Origin of the sequence: Nocardia brasiliensis IFM 10847 (assembly GCF_000710915.1) — a bacterium.
GTDB classification, from domain to species: Bacteria; Actinomycetota; Actinomycetes; order Mycobacteriales; family Mycobacteriaceae; genus Nocardia; species Nocardia brasiliensis_A.
In genome coordinates, this window is record NZ_BAUA01000150.1 from 1 (window position 1) to 19,197 (window position 19,197).

At 69.2% G+C, this 19,197-nt stretch carries 19 protein-coding genes; 10 read left to right on the forward strand and 9 right to left on the reverse strand.

Annotated elements, in window-relative coordinates; all coding sequences use genetic code 11:
* The 3 genes from NBRGI_RS28485 to NBRGI_RS28500 form a co-directional block, all read left to right on the forward strand.
* A partial coding sequence (locus NBRGI_RS28485; RefSeq protein WP_029900287.1) for an ABC transporter permease occupies positions 1-572 on the forward strand: 572 nt, incomplete at its 5' end.
* Between the two features lie 12 nt (positions 573-584).
* The gene (locus NBRGI_RS49690) at positions 585-3,767 is read left to right on the forward strand and encodes a dipeptide ABC transporter ATP-binding protein (protein ID WP_200882235.1); all 3,183 of its coding nucleotides are present in this window, start codon (positions 585-587) and stop codon (positions 3,765-3,767) included.
* Between the two features lie 178 nt (positions 3,768-3,945).
* A complete protein-coding gene (locus NBRGI_RS28500) occupies positions 3,946-4,344 on the forward strand; it encodes a YunG family protein (protein ID WP_200882236.1) in 399 nt (132 codons plus the stop codon).
* 113 nt (positions 4,345-4,457) lie between these two features.
* Here the strand turns inward: NBRGI_RS28500 and NBRGI_RS28505 are convergent, their stop codons facing one another.
* The 3 genes from NBRGI_RS28505 to NBRGI_RS28515 are packed head-to-tail and all read right to left on the reverse strand — an operon-like array spanning position 4,458 to position 6,715.
* Positions 4,458-4,865, reverse strand: coding sequence for a RidA family protein (locus tag NBRGI_RS28505; RefSeq protein ID WP_014983460.1), 408 nt, complete (start codon positions 4,863-4,865; stop codon positions 4,458-4,460).
* A gap of 7 nt (positions 4,866-4,872) precedes the next feature.
* A complete protein-coding gene (locus NBRGI_RS28510; RefSeq protein ID WP_029900289.1) occupies positions 4,873-5,643 on the reverse strand; it encodes an IclR family transcriptional regulator in 771 nt (256 codons plus the stop codon).
* A gap of 28 nt (positions 5,644-5,671) precedes the next feature.
* Positions 5,672-6,715: a sugar kinase gene (locus NBRGI_RS28515; RefSeq protein WP_235211136.1), complete on the reverse strand. Its 1,044-nt coding sequence runs from the start codon at positions 6,713-6,715 to the stop codon at positions 5,672-5,674.
* Between the two features lie 111 nt (positions 6,716-6,826).
* Here NBRGI_RS28515 and NBRGI_RS28520 point away from each other — a divergent pair, with 111 nt between their 5' ends.
* Genes NBRGI_RS28520 through NBRGI_RS28535 form a run of 4 tightly spaced genes read left to right on the forward strand, consistent with a single transcriptional unit; the run spans position 6,827 to position 11,880 of the window.
* Positions 6,827-8,146, forward strand: coding sequence for an amino acid deaminase (locus tag NBRGI_RS28520; RefSeq protein WP_029900291.1), 1,320 nt, complete (start codon positions 6,827-6,829; stop codon positions 8,144-8,146).
* 13 nt (positions 8,147-8,159) lie between these two features.
* Positions 8,160-9,773, forward strand: coding sequence for an N-acyl-D-amino-acid deacylase family protein (locus tag NBRGI_RS28525; RefSeq protein ID WP_029900292.1), 1,614 nt, complete (start codon positions 8,160-8,162; stop codon positions 9,771-9,773).
* Positions 9,773-10,402 carry a bifunctional 4-hydroxy-2-oxoglutarate aldolase/2-dehydro-3-deoxy-phosphogluconate aldolase gene (locus NBRGI_RS28530; RefSeq protein ID WP_029900293.1) on the forward strand — a complete coding sequence of 210 codons (630 nt, stop codon included), beginning with the start codon at positions 9,773-9,775 and terminating at the stop codon, positions 10,400-10,402. The genes NBRGI_RS28525 and NBRGI_RS28530 overlap by 1 nt, the downstream gene beginning before the upstream one ends.
* A gap of 11 nt (positions 10,403-10,413) precedes the next feature.
* Positions 10,414-11,880, forward strand: coding sequence for a GntP family permease (locus NBRGI_RS28535; RefSeq protein ID WP_029900294.1), 1,467 nt, complete (start codon positions 10,414-10,416; stop codon positions 11,878-11,880).
* On the opposite strand, the gene NBRGI_RS28540 is transcribed toward NBRGI_RS28535, so the two are convergent.
* Positions 11,873-12,424, reverse strand: a complete 552-nt coding sequence (locus NBRGI_RS28540; RefSeq protein WP_029900295.1) for a TetR/AcrR family transcriptional regulator — start codon at positions 12,422-12,424, stop codon at positions 11,873-11,875. The two genes, NBRGI_RS28535 and NBRGI_RS28540, sit on opposite strands and share 8 nt — an antisense overlap.
* A gap of 100 nt (positions 12,425-12,524) precedes the next feature.
* Here NBRGI_RS28540 and NBRGI_RS28545 point away from each other — a divergent pair, with 100 nt between their 5' ends.
* A complete protein-coding gene (locus NBRGI_RS28545; RefSeq protein WP_029900296.1) occupies positions 12,525-13,625 on the forward strand; it encodes an FAD-dependent monooxygenase in 1,101 nt (366 codons plus the stop codon).
* 5 nt (positions 13,626-13,630) lie between these two features.
* On the opposite strand, the gene NBRGI_RS28550 is transcribed toward NBRGI_RS28545, so the two are convergent.
* Both NBRGI_RS28550 and NBRGI_RS28555 read right to left on the reverse strand, forming a co-directional pair.
* Positions 13,631-14,593, reverse strand: coding sequence for a helix-turn-helix transcriptional regulator (locus NBRGI_RS28550; RefSeq protein ID WP_029900297.1), 963 nt, complete (start codon positions 14,591-14,593; stop codon positions 13,631-13,633).
* A 37-nt stretch (positions 14,594-14,630) separates the two neighbouring features.
* On the reverse strand, positions 14,631-15,602 hold the full coding sequence (locus NBRGI_RS28555; protein WP_029900298.1) for a helix-turn-helix transcriptional regulator: 972 nt from the start codon (positions 15,600-15,602) through the stop codon (positions 14,631-14,633).
* Between the two features lie 63 nt (positions 15,603-15,665).
* On the opposite strand from NBRGI_RS28555, the gene NBRGI_RS28560 reads away from it, so the two are divergent.
* Positions 15,666-16,157 carry a pyridoxamine 5'-phosphate oxidase family protein gene (locus NBRGI_RS28560; protein WP_029900299.1) on the forward strand — a complete coding sequence of 164 codons (492 nt, stop codon included), beginning with the start codon at positions 15,666-15,668 and terminating at the stop codon, positions 16,155-16,157.
* A gap of 7 nt (positions 16,158-16,164) precedes the next feature.
* Here the strand turns inward: NBRGI_RS28560 and NBRGI_RS49975 are convergent, their stop codons facing one another.
* The 3 genes from NBRGI_RS49975 to NBRGI_RS28575 form a co-directional block, all read right to left on the reverse strand.
* A complete protein-coding gene (locus tag NBRGI_RS49975; protein ID WP_051728097.1) occupies positions 16,165-16,851 on the reverse strand; it encodes a Clp protease N-terminal domain-containing protein in 687 nt (228 codons plus the stop codon).
* A gap of 111 nt (positions 16,852-16,962) precedes the next feature.
* The gene (locus NBRGI_RS28570) at positions 16,963-17,736 is read right to left on the reverse strand and encodes an isocitrate lyase/PEP mutase family protein (protein WP_029900301.1); all 774 of its coding nucleotides are present in this window, start codon (positions 17,734-17,736) and stop codon (positions 16,963-16,965) included.
* A complete protein-coding gene (locus NBRGI_RS28575) occupies positions 17,733-18,422 on the reverse strand; it encodes a hypothetical protein (protein ID WP_063726324.1) in 690 nt (229 codons plus the stop codon). Before NBRGI_RS28575 ends, NBRGI_RS28570 begins: the two co-directional genes overlap by 4 nt.
* Positions 18,423-18,486: 64 nt before the next feature.
* On the opposite strand from NBRGI_RS28575, the gene NBRGI_RS28580 reads away from it, so the two are divergent.
* Entirely contained in the window at positions 18,487-19,197 is a 711-nt protein-coding gene (locus NBRGI_RS28580; protein ID WP_036561329.1) for an ArsR/SmtB family transcription factor, read from the forward strand.

Below are 19,197 nucleotides of genomic sequence, written 5' to 3' on the forward strand. Positions count from 1 at the left end.
TGTGCGCGGTGATCATCGGCGTGCCGTTCGGCCTGCTCGCCGGGTACTGGCGTGGGTTCGACATGGTGCTGTCGCGGGTCTCCGACGTGCTGCTCGCGTTCCCGTTCGTCATCCTGGCGGTGGGGCTCACCGCCATCAACGGCGGCGGACTCACCGACGCGGCGATCGCGCTCGGCATCGCGCAGGTGCCGGTGATGATGCGGGTCGTGCGCGCGGAAACGTTGCGGCTCAAGGAAACCGACTTCGTGCTCGCCGCGCAGGCCATGCACGTCGGGCCGCTGCGCATCCTCGGCCAGCACATCCTGCCCAACTCGCTGGCGCCGATCATCGTGCAGGCCACGGTGATCATGCCGACCGCGGTGCTCGGTGAGGCGATCCTGTCGTTCCTCGGACTCGGCATCAAACCGCCCGCGCCCAGCCTGGGCATCATGCTGTCGGACGCGCAGCAGTACCTGCTCCGCACGCCGTGGCCCGGCATCTTCCCCGGTGTGGCACTGGCGATCATCTGCTTGGGATTCAACCTCTTCGGCGACGCCCTGCGGGACGCGCTCGACCCGAAGACAAGGCGCTGAGGGAAAACGACTATGACAACAGCATCGCGAAGCGATTCCGTGAGGGGCGGCGGTCGGGTGACGGGCGGGCCACTACTCGAGGTCAGTGCACTGCGCGTGGCCTTCGGGGACACGACCGCCGTGCACGGCGCGGACCTGGTCATCCAGCCGGGCGAGCGGGTCGCCGTAGTCGGCGCGTCCGGCTCGGGGAAATCGACACTGGCACACGCGATCATGGGTCTGCTGCCCGGCGCGGGCCGAGTCACCGGCGGCACCCTGCGGTGGCGCGGCGAGGACATCACGAACGCGGACGAGAAGCGACTGCGCAAGCTGCGCGGGCGCGAGATCGGCCTCGTCCCGCAGGACCCCATGTCGAACTTGAACCCGGTGTCGCGGGTCGGTCGCCAGGTGTCGGAAACCCTTCTGGCACACAGGCTCTGCTCGCGTCGCGAGGCGAAGGGGCGGGCCATCGAACTGCTCGGCCAGGCCGGGCTGCCCGAACCCGCGCGCCGCGCCCGGCAGTACCCGCACGAGTTCTCCGGCGGTATGCGCCAGCGCGCCTTGATCGCGATCGGCCTGGCTTGCCGGCCGGATCTGCTCATCGCCGACGAGCCGACCTCGGCCCTGGACGTGACCGTGCAGCGCCAGATCCTGGACCACCTGGAGAAACTGACCCAGGAACTCGGCACCGCGCTGCTGCTGGTGACCCACGACCTCGGCCTGGCCGCCGAGCGGGCCGACCGGGTCATCGTGATGTCGGACGGGCGGATCGTCGAGACCGGACCGGCCCGGCAGGTGCTGACCGAACCCCAAGAGGAGTACACGCAGCGATTGGTCGCGGCCGCGCCCGCGCTGATCGGACCGCGGCGCGATGAGGGCGTCGCAGTCGGCAGCGTGGACACCGACGAGGCGGCCGAAGATACGGCGGCCGCGCTCGCCGACGGCGAGACCGCCTCCCGCAACGGTGTCGCCCCAACCGGCAAGTCCGCCAAGAGTTCTCCGATCCTGGAGGTCTCGCACATCAGCAAGGAGTACCGGATCCGGGGGCGCGGCGGGGTGCTCAAAGCCGTGGACGACGTGTCGTTCACGATCGAGCGCGGGCGCACCACGGCGATCGTCGGCGAATCGGGGTCGGGTAAGACCACGACCGCGCGGATGGTGCTCGGCCTGGTGCCGGTGACCGCCGGCACCGTGCGCTTGGACGGCGCCGAACTGGGCGGCTTGCGCGGTGCGCAACTGCGAGCGGCGCGGCGCGCCATGCAGCCGGTGTTCCAGGATCCGTACGCCTCGCTCGACCCGATGTGGACCGTCGAGAAGCTGATCGCCGAGCCGCTGCGGGCCTTCGGCGTCGGCGATCGCGCGTCCCGGCGGGCGCGGGTCGCCGAGCTGCTCGAGCAGGTCGCGCTGCCCGCGGTGGTCGCACACCGCTATCCGAACGAGCTGTCCGGCGGGCAGCGCCAGCGCGTGGCCATCGCCCGCGCGCTGGCCGTCGGATCGCCGCTGGTGGTTTGCGACGAAGCCGTGTCCGCGCTGGACGTGCTCGTGCAGGACCAGATCCTGACCCTGCTGTCCTCGCTGCAACAGCAGCTCGGCGTCAGCTACCTGTTCATCTCGCACGACCTCGCGGTCGTGCGGGCCATCGCGCACGACGTCCTCGTCATGCGCAACGGCAAGGTCGTCGAACAGGGCCCGGTCGAGAAGGTCCTCTCCACCCCGTCCGACCTCTACACCCGCCAACTTCTCGACGCCATCCCCGGCGTCAGCCTGGTCGAGGACATCGACCTCGGCGAGCTTCCCTCCCTCGAGGCGGCTGCCGCGGCGGTCGTCTCCGAAGAAGCGGTGGACGGAGTGGACGCTGCCGCGTTCTCGGCGGAAGAAACTGCCGCCGAAGCGGATTCGGGGCAGGATGCTGCCGCGGTCGCGCCGGAAGAGACTGTCGCCGAGGTGGATTCGGTCGCGGTGGGGCCGGACGAGGATGCCGCCGTTCCTGCGGCCGCGCCCGTCGCCGAGGTGCAGCCCACCGAGGCATCGACCGCCGTGACCGAAAAGGTCGTCCCCGAGGTCGATTCGGCCAAAGCCGCCGCCCTCGCCAAACTCGAAGAAGCCTTCGCCGAGGACGTCCCGGTCGACGCCGCCACCGCCGAGCCGGAAGCCGCTGCCGCCGAAGACGTGTCGGCGGCTGCGGCTTCCGCAGCCGAGCCGACGGAAACGGTAGCCGTCGCACCCGAAGCAGCTGTCACCGAACGTGTGTCGGCCAACGGCACCGCCGGGCCTGATGTCGCAGTGACTGCGTCGTCCACGGTCGGGGCGGAGAATGGTGCGAGCTCGGCCGAGTCGGCTGCGACTGCCGTCGCGGCTGACCCCGCCGACGAGGTTGCGACGGAAACTGGCTCGGCCACCGTGGCCGAGCCCGGAGTGGCGGAGAACGGGGTCGGCGTCGCTGAGACCGGCACCGCCGCCGATGCGGCTGAAGCTGTTGTCGCTACCGGGCAGAACGCGGTGGACACTGCGGAGGCGGCTGTCCCCGCCGAGTCCGGCGCGGAGGCCGTTTCGACGTCGGTCGTTGGTACCGATACGCCCGTCGCGGCGGAATCCGTCGCGGTGAATGGTGACGCGGCGACTGAGCCCGGTGCGGCGACAGCTGCCGTGGCCGGTGGTGCGGCTGCGGCGGTCGGTGGTGCGGCTGCGAAGAAGACTGCGGGCGCCCGCGCCCCACGAAAGGCCGCCGCAGCGAAGAAGACCACGGCGACGGGAACTGCGCGGAAGGCGACCCCGGCCAAAAAGACTGCCGCGGCGAAGAAGACAGCGGCGAAGAAAGCCACCGCGACAGGCGCCGCCCCGTCGGCGGACGCATCCGGCGCAGCCGCGGCACCCTCCGCGTCCGAGTCTGCGGTAGCCGCCGAATCGGCGGCGGCAACCGAGTCGACCGGCGCAGCGAAGACGACTGGTGCGGTGAAGAAGACCGCCGCAGCGAAGAAGACCGGTGCGGCGAAGAAGTCCACTGCGTCAAGTGCGGCCAAGAAGACCGCCGCCGCCAAATCCGCCGGTGCGACCAAATCGGCTGGCGCAGCAAAGAAGACCGCCGCAAAGAAGACCGCCGCGGCCAAGAAGACCCCCGCGAAAAAGGCCGCAGCACCCGCAACCGAAAAGCCGGCTTCCCCCGGCGACCCTAAGGAGGCTGCCTCCCCAGGCAGCGGGTCGCCCACGGAAGCCTGAGGGCCGGACCGGTCCGACCCGCGCACGAGCGGGTCGGACCGGTCGGGTCGGCAACCGAGAATGTCCCGGCCCGAGCGTGTTCGACAGCTTTCCAGGGTGAGGGTCGGCCCAGGTGCTGGACCGGGCGTGAACTCCACTGAGATGGCAGGCTGACTGGGTGTCTTCTTTCACGCTCGATGTGATCGAGCAGGCTTTGCGGAGCAGCTGGGCTGCTGATACGTGTTCGCCCGACGACGTGGCCAGAGCGGCTTGGGATTTCGGCAATCCGGCATGGGGGCATTGCGATATCACGGCCCTGGTGGTGCAGGATGTGTTCGGCGGCGACCTGATGCTCGGCGACGTGTATCTGGTCGAGGAGCAGCGCGGTTACCACTGGTGGAATCGTCTGCCCGACGGGGCGGAAGTGGATTTGACCCTCGAGCAGTTCAGGCTCGGGGAGACCGTCACGAACGCAAGGGTTGTCCGTCCTGTCGGACCGCTGCGGCGCAGGGTCGAAGAGTACGAGTTGCTGCGCCGTCGTGTCGCCGACCACGTCGGCAGGGCACTGCCCGTTTGTTCGGCTTTTCCTCGGTACTGAGATCGCCTCAACAGATCAGCGACCGCTGAGAGTCCTATCCGGCTCGACCATGTAAAGCTGCGGGCAGGTCCGGCTCGACCGGCGGGGAGCTGGTCGAGCCGGACCCGGGGACCCTACTCCGTGACGATGGCGATGGCGTCGATCTCGACCAGCATCTCGGCGCGTGGGAGACCGGTGAAGACGGTGGTGCGACTGGGGAGCACGTCGCCGGTGGTGTTGGCGGTGACGAATTCGCCGTACGCCTCGTTCATCGCGGCGAAGTCGTCGCGGGTGGTCAGGTAGACGCGCAGCATGACTACGTCATCGAACGTCGCACCGCTCGCGTCGATGATCGCTTTCACGTTCTGCAGGGTCCGGATCGTCTGTGCCGCAACGTCGCCGGGGAACAGGTATTCGTTGCTGACCGGGTCCACCGGACCCTGTCCAGAGACCTGCACGAACGGCCCCTTGCGCACACCCTGGGAGAAGGTGTGCGCGGGCGCGGGCGCGTCGGTGGTGCGGACGGCGATCTTTTCGCTCATGAAATAACTAGCCTTTCGTTGCGGTGTGGGTGCGGCTGGGTGCCCAGCCGAGTTCGGCGGAGATGGCGTCGGCGGCCGCGCGCACACGCGGCAGTTCGGCCAGCACCTGGTCGTGGTCGAGGAGCATGTCCGGCACCGACATCGAGACCGCGGCGACGACCGCGCCGGTGCCGTTGCGCACGGGCACGCCGATGCAGTTCACGAAGCTCTCGTGTTCTTCATGGTCTTCCGCATAGCCCAGGGCGGCAACCTTTTCCAGTTCGATCAGGTAGCGCTCGGGGGTGCGGATGGTGCGTTCGGTGAACGGGTGATAGTCGAGTTTCTCGGCGATCACCCGCCATTCGGCGCGGGGCAGCGACGAGATGAGCACCTTGCCGACGGCGGTGCAGTGCAGCGGCGCGGGCCTGCCGACCCGGGAGTACATCCGCACGCTCTGGGTGGCGTCGAGCTTGTCGATGTAGACGACCTCGCCGGATTCGTAGGTGGCGAGGTGGATGGTCTGCTTGGTGTCGGCGTTCAACGCGCTCAGGTGCGGCCGCGCCAGGGTGCGCACGTCGCGCTGTTCCAGTGTGCGGTTGGCGAGTTCGAACAACCGCGACCCCAGCATGTAGCGGTGCTGGCTGTCGTGGGTGACGAAGCGCTGCGCCTCCATCGTCTGGAGTAACCGCAGCACGGTCGACTTGTGCACGCCGAGCTGGGTGGCCAGCTGGTCCAGCGACCGCGAATCCTCGCCGAGCGCAACCAGAATGGTCAAGGCACGCGACAAACTCTGACTCATGACGGCGTCTCACAGACTCTAGGGTGGTTCACAGGACCACATTCTCGATGACGGTCTCGTTGTAATGCAGTTCGGCCCAACCTTTTTCGTCCAGGGCGGCGAGCCGTTCCAGGACCGACGGGTGGGGAAGTTCGGCGCCGTCGCCGGTGCCGGTGAGTGCGGCGGCGGCGCACAGGTGCCCGAAGCGCAGCCGCTGGTCCAGCGGCCTGCCGTGCAGCAGGGCCGCGAGATAGCCGCCCGCGAACGCGTCGCCCGCGCCGATCCGCTCGGTGACCTCCAGTCCGAGCGCCGGCACCTCGACGTGATCGGCCCCCGCGAATCCCGTGACGGTGTGTTCGTCGTTCTTGACGATGAGCTGCGCGGGTTCTGGAAACAGGGCGCGCAGTGCGCCGGGATCCCCGGTGCCGAAGACGGCGGCAGCCTCGTCGGCGCCGAGAAATACCACGTCGCTCCCTCGAACGTGCCGCGCGAGCACGTCCGCAGCCAGCTCGAGTCGCTGCGCCCACAGTGCGGGACGGAAGTTGAGGTCGAAGCTCACCAGCCGGCCGTTGCGGGGGAGGGCCAGCAAAGCCTCGGTGAGCTCGGTCGTCGAATCGGACAGCGCCGTGGTGATCCCGGTGAAATGCACCAGGTCGCAGCGGGCGAGCAGGGCGGCCGCGGCGGTCGCGTCGAGGTCGGCGGGCGACATCGCGCTGGCCGCGGAGCCGGTGCGGTAGTACAGCATGCGGCTGGCGCGTTCGGCGAGGTCGGTTGCTCTACCGGAACCACTGCCGCGCTCTTTGACGTACACCGCGGTCGGCCGGGCCGGATCGGTGACGACCGCCGACACGTCGACGCCGCGTGCCGCGAGGTGGGCGATCAGGTATCGGCCGAAGCCGTCGCTGCCGATGCGCGACAGCCAGGCGGTGTCGACCCCCAGTTGCGGCAGCACGGTGGCCACGTTCGCTTCGGCGCCGCCCGCGGTCCGCTCGAAGGTGTCCGACTCTTCCAGCGGACCCGGCTGTGCCACCAGCACAGCGAGTCCCTCGCCGACGGTCACCGCTCGTGGGCGGGTCGACGTAGGCCACGTCACACCGATCTCCTTCCTGTGCTTGCGGCCAGAGGCCATCCCGTGCAGAATAACCACACGAAACACGATGCGCAACAAGCATTGCATAATATGCAATAGCGAGAAGCTATGTAGATGGATGCGGGAAGGAACGCCGTGGTGATCGACGACGACGTCGTAGCAGCACTCGGAGACCGGAGGCTCGGTCCCGAGCACAAAGGGCTGCCGCCCGCCGCCTGGGGGCACACCGTGCGCGAATTCCTCGCCACCGCACCGACGCTCGCGCAACTGGAAACCCCGGTGCTGACCATCGACCGCGCGGCCGTCGAGTCGAACCTCGCCCTGATGGCCGACTGGGTGAGCGCCGCGGGCGTGCAACTCGCGCCGCACGGCAAAACGACGATGGCGCCGCAGCTGTGGGCGCAACAGCTCGCCGCCGGCTGCTGGGGCATCACGCTGGCGACCATCTGGCAGGTCCAGGTCGCCCGCTCCTTCGGCGTGCGCCGGATCCTGCTGGCCAACGCGCTCGTCGATCCGGTCGGATTGCACTGGGTGGCCGAGGAATTGGCCAACGATCCGGCGTTCGAGTTCGTCTGCTGGGCGGACAGCGTCGAGACGGTCGCCCTGATGGACCGGCACCTGAGTACCGCGCCCGGTGCGGCACGGGTCCGGGTGCTGGTCGAACTCGGTGGGCAGCACGGCCGTACGGGTGCGCGCACGGTCGAGCAGGCGCACGCCATCGCTGCCGCCATCGCCGACGCGCAGCGGCTGACGCTGGGCGGGGTCGGCGGTTACGAAGGCGCACTCGCGCACGATCGCGCCCCCGAGGCAGTGGACATCGTGCGGCACTACCTGGACGAGCTCGCCCGCCTGCACCGCGAAATCGCCGCCGCCGGCGGGTATCCGGGCGAGGCGATCATCACCGCGGGCGGCAGTGCTTACCCCGACCTGGTGGTGGAGCGACTGGCCGGATCGGCCGACGAACAAGGCACGCAGGGCGTGCCGACCACCATCGTGCTGCGCTCGGGCGCGTACCTCATCCACGACGACGGCTTCTACGCGGGCATCTCGCCGCTGGCGGCGGCGCGCAGCGACAAGCCGCTGCGCTCGGCCATGCACGGCTGGGCGCGCACCATTTCTCGTCCGGAGCCGGGACTGGCCCTGCTGGACGCGGGCAAGCGTGATCTGCCCTTCGATGAGGGTCTTCCGGTCCCGCAACGCATTGCGGGACCGGAAGATACGCCGGTCGACCCGGCGGCACGGACGTCGGCGCTCAACGACCAGCACCTGTTCCTGCGCCTGCCCGAGGGGGCGGACCTGCCGATCGGCACCGTCGTGCGGTTCGGGCTCTCGCACCCGTGCACCGCGTTCGACAAGTGGCGGCTCGTCCCGGTGATCGACGACGCGGATGCCGCGTCGCCGCGCGTGGTCGACTTCCTGCACACCTTCTTCTGACGAGCCGGACCCCATGACGGACATACTTTTTCGCGAGATCGACATCATCGACGGCACCGGTCTGCCGCGCTTCCGCGGCGACGTGCGCGTCGCCGACGGTCGCATCACCCAGATCACCGCCCCCGGTTCGTTCGCCGAGGCCGACCGGGTGGTCGAGACCGGACCCGGTGCCGTGCTGTGTCCCGGCTTCATCGACATGCACGCGCACTCGGATCTGCATCTGCTCACCGAGCCCGGGCATTTCGCCAAGATCAGCCAGGGCGTGACCACCGAGGTGATCGGACAGGACGGGCTGTCCTACGCCCCGATCGACGACGTCACCCTCGATGTGGTGCGCCGCCAGATCGCCGGGTGGAACGGCAATCCCACGGATCTCGACTTCTCCTGGCGCAGCGTGGCCGAGTACCTGGACCGCCTCGATCGCGGAATCACGCCCAACGCCGCCTATCTCGTGCCGCAGGGCACACTGCGGCTGCTGGTGGTCGGCGCGGACCAGCGTCCCGCGAGCGGCGACGAGATCCGGCGCATGCAGGAGCTGCTCGCCCAGGGATTGCGGGACGGCGCGGTCGGCATGTCCAGCGGGCTCACCTACACGCCCGGAATGTATGCCGACACCGGTGAATTGGCCGCCCTGTGCGAGGTGGTCGCGGAGTTCGGCGGCTTCTACGCGCCGCACACCCGCTCCTACGGTGCGGGCGCGCTCGAGGCGTACGCGGAGATGATCGGCCTCGCCCGGCGCACCGGCTGCGCGCTGCACCTCACACACGCCACGATGAACTTCCACGTGAACCGCGGTCGCGCACCGGAATTCCTGGCGCTGATCGACGAAGCCAGGGCCGAAGGTTGCGACATCACCTTGGACACCTACCCCTACCTGCCCGGCGCCACCACGCTTTCGGCGCTGCTGCCGAGCTGGGCGATGTCCGGCGGTCCGGACGCGGCACTGGCGCGGCTCGACGATCCGGCGACGCGGGCGCGCATCGCCGAGGATGTCGACGTGCACGGGTCCGACGGCTGCCACGGCGTGACCGTCGAATGGGAGACCATCCAGATCAGCGGGGTCGCCAACGCGGACCTCGACGAGTACGTCGGCAAACGGATCGACGAGATCGCCGCCGAACGCGCGGTGGCCCCGGTCGAGGTGTTCTTCGAACTGCTGCAACGCGATCAGCTCGCGACGGGCATCCTGCAGCACGTCGGGCACGAGGAGAACGTGCGCGCGATCATGGTGCACCCCGGGCACATGGGCGGCAGTGACGCGCTACTCGCGCCCGCCCGGCCGCACCCGCGCGCCTGGGGCACCTTCCCGCGTTACCTCGGCCGGTACGTGCGCGAACTCGGCGTGCTGGAGCTGGAGGACTGCGTACACCACCTGACCGGCCGCCCCGCGCAACGCCTGCGACTACGCGACCGCGGCCTCGTGTCCACCGGTTACGCAGCCGATCTCGTCGTGTTCGATCCGGCCTCGGTGATCGATACGGCTACCTTCGACGACCCCAAACAGCAGGCGCGCGGCATTACGCACGTGCTCGTCAACGGGCGCTTCGCCATCGACGACGGCGCACCCACCGGCACGCTCGCCGGGCGGGCGCTGCGCATGGACGCCGCGCGAAAGGAGACAGTCTGATGACCTCGGGCAGTACCGCCATGGCGGCCATCCGGGCCGACCGGGTGCTGAGTGTGGTTCGCGCGCCGGAGATTCCCGATCCGGTGGCACTGGCGCAGGCGCTGGCGTCGTCCGGTATCCGGGCGCTGGAACTCACCTTCACCACGCCGGGTGTGCTCGGCTATCTCACGGCCGCGCGGTCCGCCGCGCAGGCGGTACTCGGCGTCGGGACCGTGCTCACCGGTGAACAGGCCAAGGCCGCGATCGACAGTGGTGCGCAGTTCCTGGTCACGCCGGGCCTGCGCACCGAGGTCGCCGAGGTGGCCGCGCGGCACGACATTCCGGTCGTGATGGGCGCATTCACGCCGAGCGAGGTGCTCACCGCGCTCGATCTCGGTGCGGCCGCGGTGAAGATCTTCCCCGCGCGAGCCCTCGGCCCCGGCTACCTGAAGGACCTGCGTGGTCCGTTTCCAGATGTTGCGCTCATCCCGTCGGGTGGCGTCAACGCGGGCAACGCCGCCGAATTCCTGGCCGCTGGCGCAGTCGCCGTCACGGCAGGCACCGATGTCGTTGCCCCTTCCGATGTCGCGGCGGGCCGGTGGACCGAAATCGCCGACCGCGCGGCGTCGTTCGTTCGATCCATGAATTGAGAGGTCTACCCATGGGCGCCACCGTAGATTGGCTGCGCACCAGTACCCCGGGGCTGCTCGTGCTCTGCGGGCTCGCGATCGCAGTGCTGCTGTTCGCCATCATCAAGGTCAAGCTGGAGCCGTTCATCGCGCTGCTGCTCACCGGGCTCGGGTTGGCGCTGGCCGCCGGCCTGCCGGTGTCGAAGATCGTCGGCACGGCGATCAAAGCCGGTGATTCCTTGCTGGAGACCGGATTCGGCGGCATCCTCGGGCATATCGCCGTCATCATCGGGCTCGGCACGGTGCTCGGCGCGATCCTGGAACGCTCCGGCGGCGCCGACGTGCTCACCGGCAAGCTGCTGAACCTGTTCGGCGAGAAGGGCGCCCCGTTCGCGATGGGCCTGCTCGGGCTCATCTTCGGTATCCCGGTCTTCTTCGATATCGGCATCTTCGTGCTCGCGCCGCTGATCTACGTGGCGGCCAAGCGCGGCGGGCGCTCGTTGGTGCTGTACGCGATGCCGATGCTGGCGGGTCTGTCGATGACGCACGCGTTCCTGCCGCCGCACCCGGGGCCGGTGGCGCTGGGCGGCCTGCTCGGGGTGAGCCTCGGCTGGCTGATCCTGATGGGATTCGTCTGCGGTCTACCGGGTTTCGTCGCGGCGGGCATCGTCTGGGGTAGCTACATCGGCAAGCGCGTGCACGTCGAGGTGCCCGACGAGTTCCTGGTCACCAAGGAGAAGGAAACCGCTCCCGATGAGGGGGAGCGGATTTCCGACGGCACCGGCGGCGGCACCGGCACGGCGACCAAGACCGTGACGGCCACGCCGCCGTCGGTGGGCCTGATCGGCGCGATCATCGCGATTCCGCTGGTGTTGATCCTGGGCGCCACCTTCGGTACCCAGTTGCTGGACAAGGACTCTCAGCTGCTGCAGGTGCTGACCTTCTTCGGCACGCCCGCCGTCGCGTTGCTGATCGCGGTGCTCATCGCGTTCTACGTGCTCGGCGTGCGCCGCGGTTCCACCGTGCAGGAGCTCAGCGAGCTCACCGCCGAATCGCTGCGGCCGGTCGGCATGCTGCTGCTGGTGGTCGGTGCGGGTGCGTTCTTCGGAAAGGTCATCTCCGCCACCGGGATCGGCACCGCGCTGGCCGACACCATGTCCGCGGCCGGGCTGCCGGTGATCGTGCTCGCCTACATCATCAGCTGTGGTCTGCGCATCGCGCAGGGCTCGGCAACGGTCGCCATCGTGACCACCGGCGGTATCGTCGCGCCGCTGGTGGCCGATCACGGCTACTCGCAGATGTCGATCGCGCTGATCGCCATGGCGATCGCCGCGGGCTCGATCATCCTCAGCCACGTCAACGACGGTGGTTTCTGGATCATCGCGAAGTTCTTCAACCTGACCGTCAAACAGACCCTGCAGACCTGGACCGTCCTCGAAACCATTCTCTCGGTGGTGAGTTTCGCGGTCGCCGCGGTGCTGTTCGCCATCGTCAGCTGAGCAGCAGCGCGCGGACCAACCGGTCCACCACCCGCTGTGCGTCGAACTCCGTTGCGGGGCCGGCCAACTGGTGTAGCACCACGCCGTCGAGACAGTCGACGAGCAGCTTCGCCACGTCCGGCCCCGCGTCGACGTTGCCGAGCATGGTGCGAATCCAGTCCGTCAGTCGTTCGTTTCCGCGCCGCACCGCGGCCTGCGTTGCCGGGGAGTCCTGTGCCTCCAGGAACAGGGCGTACCTGGCGAGGGTTCGGGTGCGGTCGGTGGTGATCGCATGCGTGACGAACAGAGCGATGCTCTCGACGAGCTGGTCGAGGGTGCTCGGCGCCGGCACCCGGCTCAGTGCGTCCCAGTCGGCGTAGTCGCGCTCTTCCAGGCGTTGGGCCACGCCGGAGAGCAGGGCGTCCCGCGACCGGAAATAGTTCGAGGTCGAGCCGGTGGGCATCCCCGCCGCCTCGTCGACCGCGCGATGGGTGAGCGCGCGAGAACCACGCGATCCCAGCAGCTCGATCGCGGCATCCAGGACGATTTCCCGCTTCGTAGGCACGCTGAGATACTACACCGGTAGTGAATTGCACTACAGAAGTAGTTTATGGACTACATATGTAGTAACTTAGCCGTCAGCTGATAGCGGGAGGAGTCGGACGATGGCAAAGGTGATCATTGTCGGCGGTGGCATCGGGGGACTGGCGACCGCGGTCGCGTTCACGCGGCAGGGGTGGGACGTCGAGGTGCTCGAACGAGCCGCCGCTATCACCGCGCTCGGCGCGGGACTTTCGCTCTGGCCCAACGCTCTTCGTGCGCTCGATGCGCTGGGCCTGGGCGCGCAGGTGCGATCACGGGCGGTCGAAGGGGGTTTGGCCGGGATCCGGGACAGCAGGGGAGCCTGGCTCTCGCGCGTGGACAGCGCGGCGATCCGGGCGCGCTACGGCAGTCCGATCATGCTGCATCGCGCCGACCTGCTCCGCCTCCTGCGCGCCGAGCTGCCCGAAAAGGTGCTGCGCACCGGCATTTCGGTGCGTGCGGCGCGTCCCGACGGTACCGTCGTGCACGACGCGGGCACTTCGACGGGCGATCTGGTCGTCGGCGCCGACGGAATCCGCAGCGTCGTGCGGCGCGCGGTGTGCGGCGACGTCATGCCACGCTACAGCGGCTACACCGCGTGGCGGGTGGTGGTGACGCCGACCGAGCCGATCACGGGTATGGCCGAAACCTGGGGACGCGGTGAACGTTTCGGCTACGGGGCGCTGGCCGACGGCCGTGTCTACTGTTTCGCCACCGCCGATATGCCGGCGGGCACACCGGGTGACGGACTCGCCGAACTCCGCCGCCGATTCGGCGACTGGCACGCACCGATTCCGGAACTGCTCGCCGCCGCAATGGAATCCGCCGTACTGAAGCACGATCTATACGACCTGCCCGCGCTGCCGGCCTTTGTCGCGGGCCGCATCGCGTTGCTCGGTGACGCCGCGCACGCGATGACCCCCAACCTCGGTCAAGGCGCCTGTCAGGCGCTGGAGGACGCGGTGATCCTGGCCCGCGTCGCCGCCGCGGATACCGGCCTCGCCCGGTACGACCGAGAACGCAGGCGGCGCACTCAGATGATCGTCACGCGCTCGCGCCGGGTCGGCACCGTCGCTCAACTGTCCTCGGCGCCTGCGGTATTCGCGCGCAACCTGCTGCTGCGGCTGACGCCCGCGGCGGTGCAGACGAAATCGTTCGCCCCGGTGCTCGATTGGACCTGCTGACCCGGTTAGGACCAATCACGCAGTGCGTCGGTGCAACGTGCGGCCTGGGTGCGCAACGCGGTGACCAGTTCCGGTGGGCCGCTGAGCAGCGTGAAGTCCAGGTTGCTCGAGGTGATCATCCAGACCAGGTCCGCCGGGGTCTCGGCGCCGACGAGCAGGCGACAGGAGTCGGCGTCCACCGGTTCCAGCACGCCCATGCCCGGCCAGATGCGATCTGCCGCGGCCGCCGCGGAGCAGTGCAGCAGTACGGTCGCCCGGCACGGCCAGGAGTTCGTGGACAACTGCCGCGAAAGATACTCGGCCACATCGCCTTCCGGTGGTTCGCGGGGGGTGAAGCGGGGACCGGTCGGGATGCGCGGGGTGAGGCGGTCGGCCCGGAAGGTGCGCCAGTCGCCACGATCGATATCCCACGCCACCAGGTACCAGCGGCGACTGAAATGCACCAGGTTGTGCGGCTCCACCTTGCGGATGGTCGACGTGCCGTCGTGCGCGCGGTAGTCGAAGCGGAGCCCTTCGTGCCGCTGGCAGGCCTCCGCGATGGCCATCAACGTCTCCGGCCGCACCGCCGCGCCGGGCGCCCCGACCCGTACGGTGGCCGCGCGCAGGGTGCGCACCCGATGCCGCAGTCGCGGCGGCAGCACCTGTTCCAGTTTGGTGAGCGCGCGCAGCGAAGATTCCTCGATGCCCGCCACCGTGGCGTCCGAGGCGCTGCGCAGCCCCACCGCCACGGCGACGGCCTCCTCGTCGTCGAGCAGCAGCGGCGGCAGTGCCGCGCCCGCGCCGAGCCGATAGCCTCCGGTGCCCTGTGTCGCGTCCACCGGATAGCCGAGCTCCCGCAGCCGCTCGACATCGCGGCGCACCGTGCGCCCGGTGACGCCGAGGCGCTGCGCGAGTTCCGCACCGGTCCAATCCCGGTGCGTCTGCAACAGAGCCAACAGTTTCAGCAGCCGTGCCGACGTCTCCAACATTGCTTCACCCTGCCACCGACTTAGGAACGTTACGGTCCTAACCCGAATGGTAGCGGGCGTGCATGCGGGCGGCGGTCTCGGCCAGCCGCGCGCGCAGTTCCGGCGGGTCCAGCACCTCGATGAACTCGCCGAGCGGCAGGATGGCGTGCGCGAGCACGTCCCAGGCTTCCGAGGCCAGGGTCAGTTCGACCCAGCCCTCGGCGTCGGGTTCGGTCGCCGAGGCCAGCGCCTCCGCGACCGCCGCGGGTTCGTGCCACAGGCGCAGCAGGCGTAGGTGGGTCGCGGCGATCCGGCAGCGGGAGCGGACCCGCAGCATTGATTGCGCGAAATCTTCGGCCGCCGCGGACCAATGCGCGGACAGGTCGAAATCGGCCGGCCGCGTGAAGGATTCGCCGTTCGGTTCGGCCGAGACGATGCGACTGACCCGATAGGAGCGGACCCCGGCGCCATCGCGCGCGACGAGGTACCAGGTGCCCGCCTTCATGACCAGACCGAGCGGGTCCAGCAGGCGCTCGACGACCTTGTCCTTGCGGCCGTAGCGCAGGTGCAGGCGGCGGTCGTGCCAGAGCGCGTCGGCGACGGTGTTGAGGGTGGGCGTTTCATCGGGGCGGTGGAACCAGCCCGGTGCGTCGATGTGGATACGCTCGGCGATTCTGGTTGCGCGGCCGCGCAATTCGGGTGGTAGCGCGGCGAGCACCTTGAGCTGTGCGGTCGCGAGCACCGTACCGAGGCCGAGATCGGCTGCCGCGCCTGGTAATCCGGTGAGCAGCACGGCGTCGGCCTCGTCGGTGGTCAACCCGGTGAGCCGGGTTCGGTAGCCATCGATCAGTTGCACGCCGCCCGCCCGCCCCGGCTCGCTGTACACCGGCACGCCCGCCGCGGACAGCGCCTCGATATCCCGGTACACCGTGCGCACCGACACCTCGAGCTCCTTGGCGAGCGCACCGGCGGTCGATCGCCCCCTGGTCTGCAAGAGCAGCAGCAGTTGCACCAGTCGACTCGCGCGCATGGATCCGAGAGTAACCGGAAAAGTTGACAGAAGATGGCAAGAATTGACCGTATTGTCCAGTGCATGACCACTTGGAGTGATTTCGCCGAAGAAGCACCGCATATCGCCGAACTGTTCGTGCGCCGGCACACCGCGACCGGCAACCTGTGCATGCTGGGCACGCTTCGCTCGGACGGGTTCCCGCGGATCAGCCCGGTGGAACCGCGGTTCTTCGAGGGCAATCTGGTGATCTCGGGGATGCCCGGCACGACGAAATTCCGTGACCTGGCGCGTGATCCGCGGTTCTGTCTGCACACCGCCACGGTCGACACCCAGGTCAGCGAGGGCGACGCCAAACTGTTCGGCACCGTCGTCGATCTACCCGACCGGCAGCTGCACGAGCGGTTCGCCCAGCACCTGTTCGACGAATCCGGGTTCGACATCCGCGGGCAGAAGTTCGACCACTTCTACATCGCCGACCTGAGCAGTGCCTCCACGGTCCAGGTGATCGACGATCACCTGGACATCACGATCTGGAAGCCGGGGCAGGGCGAGCGGGTGGTACAGAAGCACTAGAACCGCGTCATTCGCGGTGCGGCAGCCTGCCGAGCACCTCGTCGGCGAGCCGGCCGCGATTCACCTCGAGGGCGTCGAAAGCCGGGCGCACCACGTCGTCGTCCAGCGTCAGCAGGCCGAGCAGCAGGTGTCCGAGATCGACAGTGCTGCTACCGGTTTGCTGCGCGTGCACCTTGGCGACGGCCAGCGCCTCGAGCGCCTGCGGTGCGAACTGCGGCGTCACCGAGGCGGCGGCCCGCGCCGCGGTGCCGGCCCGCAGCGCCGCGCGAAGGTTGTCGTGCGAAAGTTCCAGTGCCGCGATGGCGGCGCCGATGGGGGTTTCGGGATCGTTGGTGGCCGCGCTGGTCAGGGCCAGGAGCAGATGGCTCGGGCCGATATGCGCGTCGTCGAGTGCCTGCGCTTCACGCAGGCTGTTCTCCAGCACCTTCCTGGCCTGTTTGGTGAACGGAATATAGCCGGACACGTTGTGGTCGCCGGGTCCCGGCGGCAGCGCGATCCGGGCCAGCGCCGCCTTCGGCTCGATGCCGAGCTGCGCCAACGCCGCTGTGGCGCCGAGCGTCGGTTCGCGCTCGCACAGGTCGAGGACGGCGAGCAGCATGTGCTCGGCGCCGATGTAGTCATGGTGTAGATCACGGGCGGCTTCCTGCGAGAACACCACCACTCGCCGAGCGTGATCGGAGAATTTCTCGAACATCGCGAGCCCCTTTCGGCCGTCGGCCGCTGGCTTCAATGGTAGTCACCCCCGGCACTTCGACTGTCCGATATGCGCGGTTGACCACTCGGCGCTGAGTCACTCTCGGCGTTCTCACTCGGTGAGGGCTTGGATTCGAACGTAGGGCGGGGCCGCGGTGGGCAGGGGGGTGTCGGCGCGAACCGCTCGGGCGGCGTCGACGGCTGCGGCGAGTGCGGTGCGATACAGCAGTGAACCGGTGCTGATCCGCCGGACGCCCAGGGCGGCGAGGGTCGCAAGGGACGGGCCGTTGGGCGAATAGAGGATGTTGACGGGCAGCGGGACGGCGGCGACGGTCCGTTCGATCGCGGTGGGATCGGTGAGGCCGGGGACGAAGATGCCGTCGGCCCCCGCATCGGCATAGCGCGCCGCCCGGTCGAGCGTGCTGTCAGCGTCGAGGTGCAGCCAGTGCGTGTCGACGCGCGCGTTGACGAAGAGCCGGGGCGCGTGCGCTTTGATCGCCGCGATGACTGCCGCCTGGTGTTGCGGTGCGGCCAGCGAGTTTTCCGTACGGCCGTCTTCCACATTGATTCCGGCGATACCGATCTCGGCCAGTCGCGCGACGTATTCGCCGACCGCTGTGGGGCTTTCGCTGAAACCCCCTTCGATGTCGACGGTTACCGGCACCGGCAGCCGGGCGAGTAGCCGAGCCAGCGCCATGGTGGCCTCGGCGGTGACGCCGGTGCCGTCCGGCAGGCCCGCCGCGACCGCGACACCGAGGCTGGTGCTGCCGATCGCCGGAAATCCCTCGGCCGCAAGCAGAGCCGCGGAACCGAAGTCCCAGGCGTTCGGCAGCACCAACGGCTCGGCACGGTGGTGCAGTCGGTGGAAGGTCTCGGTCTTGTTCACGCGGATCCCTCGATAATGCCTGCGGCGAGTGCGAAGGCGTGCGCCCGGCCGGGGCAGGCGTGCGGCCCGGCGCCGAAACCCAGTCCAGGGTGGCGCATGTCGAGTTCGACCAGTTCGCCGTCGATCACCCGGCGGGTCGAACGCAGCGGCGGATGTTCGTCCATCGTGCGTGCGATGCGTTCGTCCACGCTGCCGCCCGGGTCCAACTCTCGTACGTGGTCGACGAGGGCGGTCGTCGCGGCACAGGCCTGTACCAGCAGGCAGATTCGCGTCGCCGTCGCGTCGTCGGGTACACCGCCGCAGGCGTCGACCAATTCCGCTACTGCCGCGTCGGCGGCGGCATCATCCGGCTCGTGCGGTTGATAGTGGGCGGCGACCAATGCCACGGCCTCTTCTGAGACGCCTTGCAGCCCAAGCGCTTGGGCCAAGGCGCGGATATGCGGCAGGGTGCCGCCCGTCGCCCGCGCCCGTGCACGCAGGTCGGCGGGGGAGAGGCGGTCGAGTTCGGCCTCGACCAGCGCGCGCAGCCGTCGGTGCTCGGCGCCCTCGCGGAACCGGGGTACGTGCGCGCGCAACCACGCGACACCGATGGGTGTGTCCACCTGCGGCGCGACCGGTACCGGTGCGTCGATCAAGGCTTGCCGCACCTGGTCGGGGTCGGTGCGCATAGGCGGTGTCCGAGTCATGGCGTGACCGTATCCCCGCGACATTTCGGTCGCCGCCGAAACGATGGCGCGCCATGATGGGGTGGTGTCATCCCGAGGAGCCGAACTGGCCGGTCTCGCCGCCTTGCTCGCCGACCGGACCCGCGCCGATATGTGTTTGGCGCTCGTCGACGGCCGGGCATGGACGGCGGGCGAACTCGCCCGGCACACCGGGGTGGCCGCATCCACCGCGACCGAACATTTGAACCGGCTGCTCGACGGCGGGCTGTTGGTCGAACGGCGTCAGGGCAGGCATCGCTATGTGCAGTTGGCCGGGCCGCAGGTCGCCGAGCTCCTGGAAACGATGGCCGCCCAGTTCGAGCCGGCGCGCCCGGCCGTGACGAATCTGCGAACCGCCACTGTCGCAACGGCTTTGGCGCGCGGCCGGACCTGCTACGACCACTTGGCCGGGCGACTCGGGGTCGCGATCACCGACGCGATGACCGCGCGTGGCCTGCTCGACCAGGACATCGGCTTCGCCCTCACCGACGCCGGCCTGTCCTGGCTCACCGGCCCGCTGGGCGTGCCGCCCACCGCCTTGCGCGGGACACGTCGCCCGCTCGCCCGGCCCTGTCTCGACTGGACCGAACGGCGCACCCATCTCGGCGGCACCGCGGGCGCGCAGATCTGTCGTCGCCTGCTCGAACTCGGCTGGATCGCCCGCGTCGGCAGTGGTCGCGCCGTCCGCGTCACCGCTGACGGCGAAACCGCCTTGCGCACATTGCTGGCGATCGATCTGTCCGCGTTGCAGCACTGA

Bases quoted from the DNA above. Each gene is read 5' to 3' on its own strand.
- NBRGI_RS28545 (WP_029900296.1), top strand. From the start codon at position 12,525: ATGGCAAAGGTGATCATTGTCGGCGGTGGCATCGGGGGACTGGCGACC.
- NBRGI_RS49975 (WP_051728097.1), bottom strand. From the start codon at position 16,851: ATGTTCGAGAAATTCTCCGATCACGCTCGGCGAGTGGTGGTGTTCTCG.
- NBRGI_RS49690 (WP_200882235.1), top strand. From the start codon at position 585: ATGACAACAGCATCGCGAAGCGATTCCGTGAGGGGCGGCGGTCGGGTG.
- NBRGI_RS28550 (WP_029900297.1), bottom strand. From the start codon at position 14,593: ATGTTGGAGACGTCGGCACGGCTGCTGAAACTGTTGGCTCTGTTGCAG.
- NBRGI_RS28505 (WP_014983460.1), bottom strand. From the start codon at position 4,865: ATGAGCGAAAAGATCGCCGTCCGCACCACCGACGCGCCCGCGCCCGCG.
- NBRGI_RS28555 (WP_029900298.1), bottom strand. From the start codon at position 15,602: ATGCGCGCGAGTCGACTGGTGCAACTGCTGCTGCTCTTGCAGACCAGG.
- NBRGI_RS28535 (WP_029900294.1), top strand. From the start codon at position 10,414: ATGGGCGCCACCGTAGATTGGCTGCGCACCAGTACCCCGGGGCTGCTC.
- NBRGI_RS28575 (WP_063726324.1), bottom strand. From the start codon at position 18,422: ATGACTCGGACACCGCCTATGCGCACCGACCCCGACCAGGTGCGGCAA.
- NBRGI_RS28530 (WP_029900293.1), top strand. From the start codon at position 9,773: ATGACCTCGGGCAGTACCGCCATGGCGGCCATCCGGGCCGACCGGGTG.
- NBRGI_RS28510 (WP_029900289.1), bottom strand. From the start codon at position 5,643: ATGAGTCAGAGTTTGTCGCGTGCCTTGACCATTCTGGTTGCGCTCGGC.
- NBRGI_RS28525 (WP_029900292.1), top strand. From the start codon at position 8,160: ATGACGGACATACTTTTTCGCGAGATCGACATCATCGACGGCACCGGT.
- NBRGI_RS28560 (WP_029900299.1), top strand. From the start codon at position 15,666: ATGACCACTTGGAGTGATTTCGCCGAAGAAGCACCGCATATCGCCGAA.
- NBRGI_RS28520 (WP_029900291.1), top strand. From the start codon at position 6,827: ATGGATGCGGGAAGGAACGCCGTGGTGATCGACGACGACGTCGTAGCA.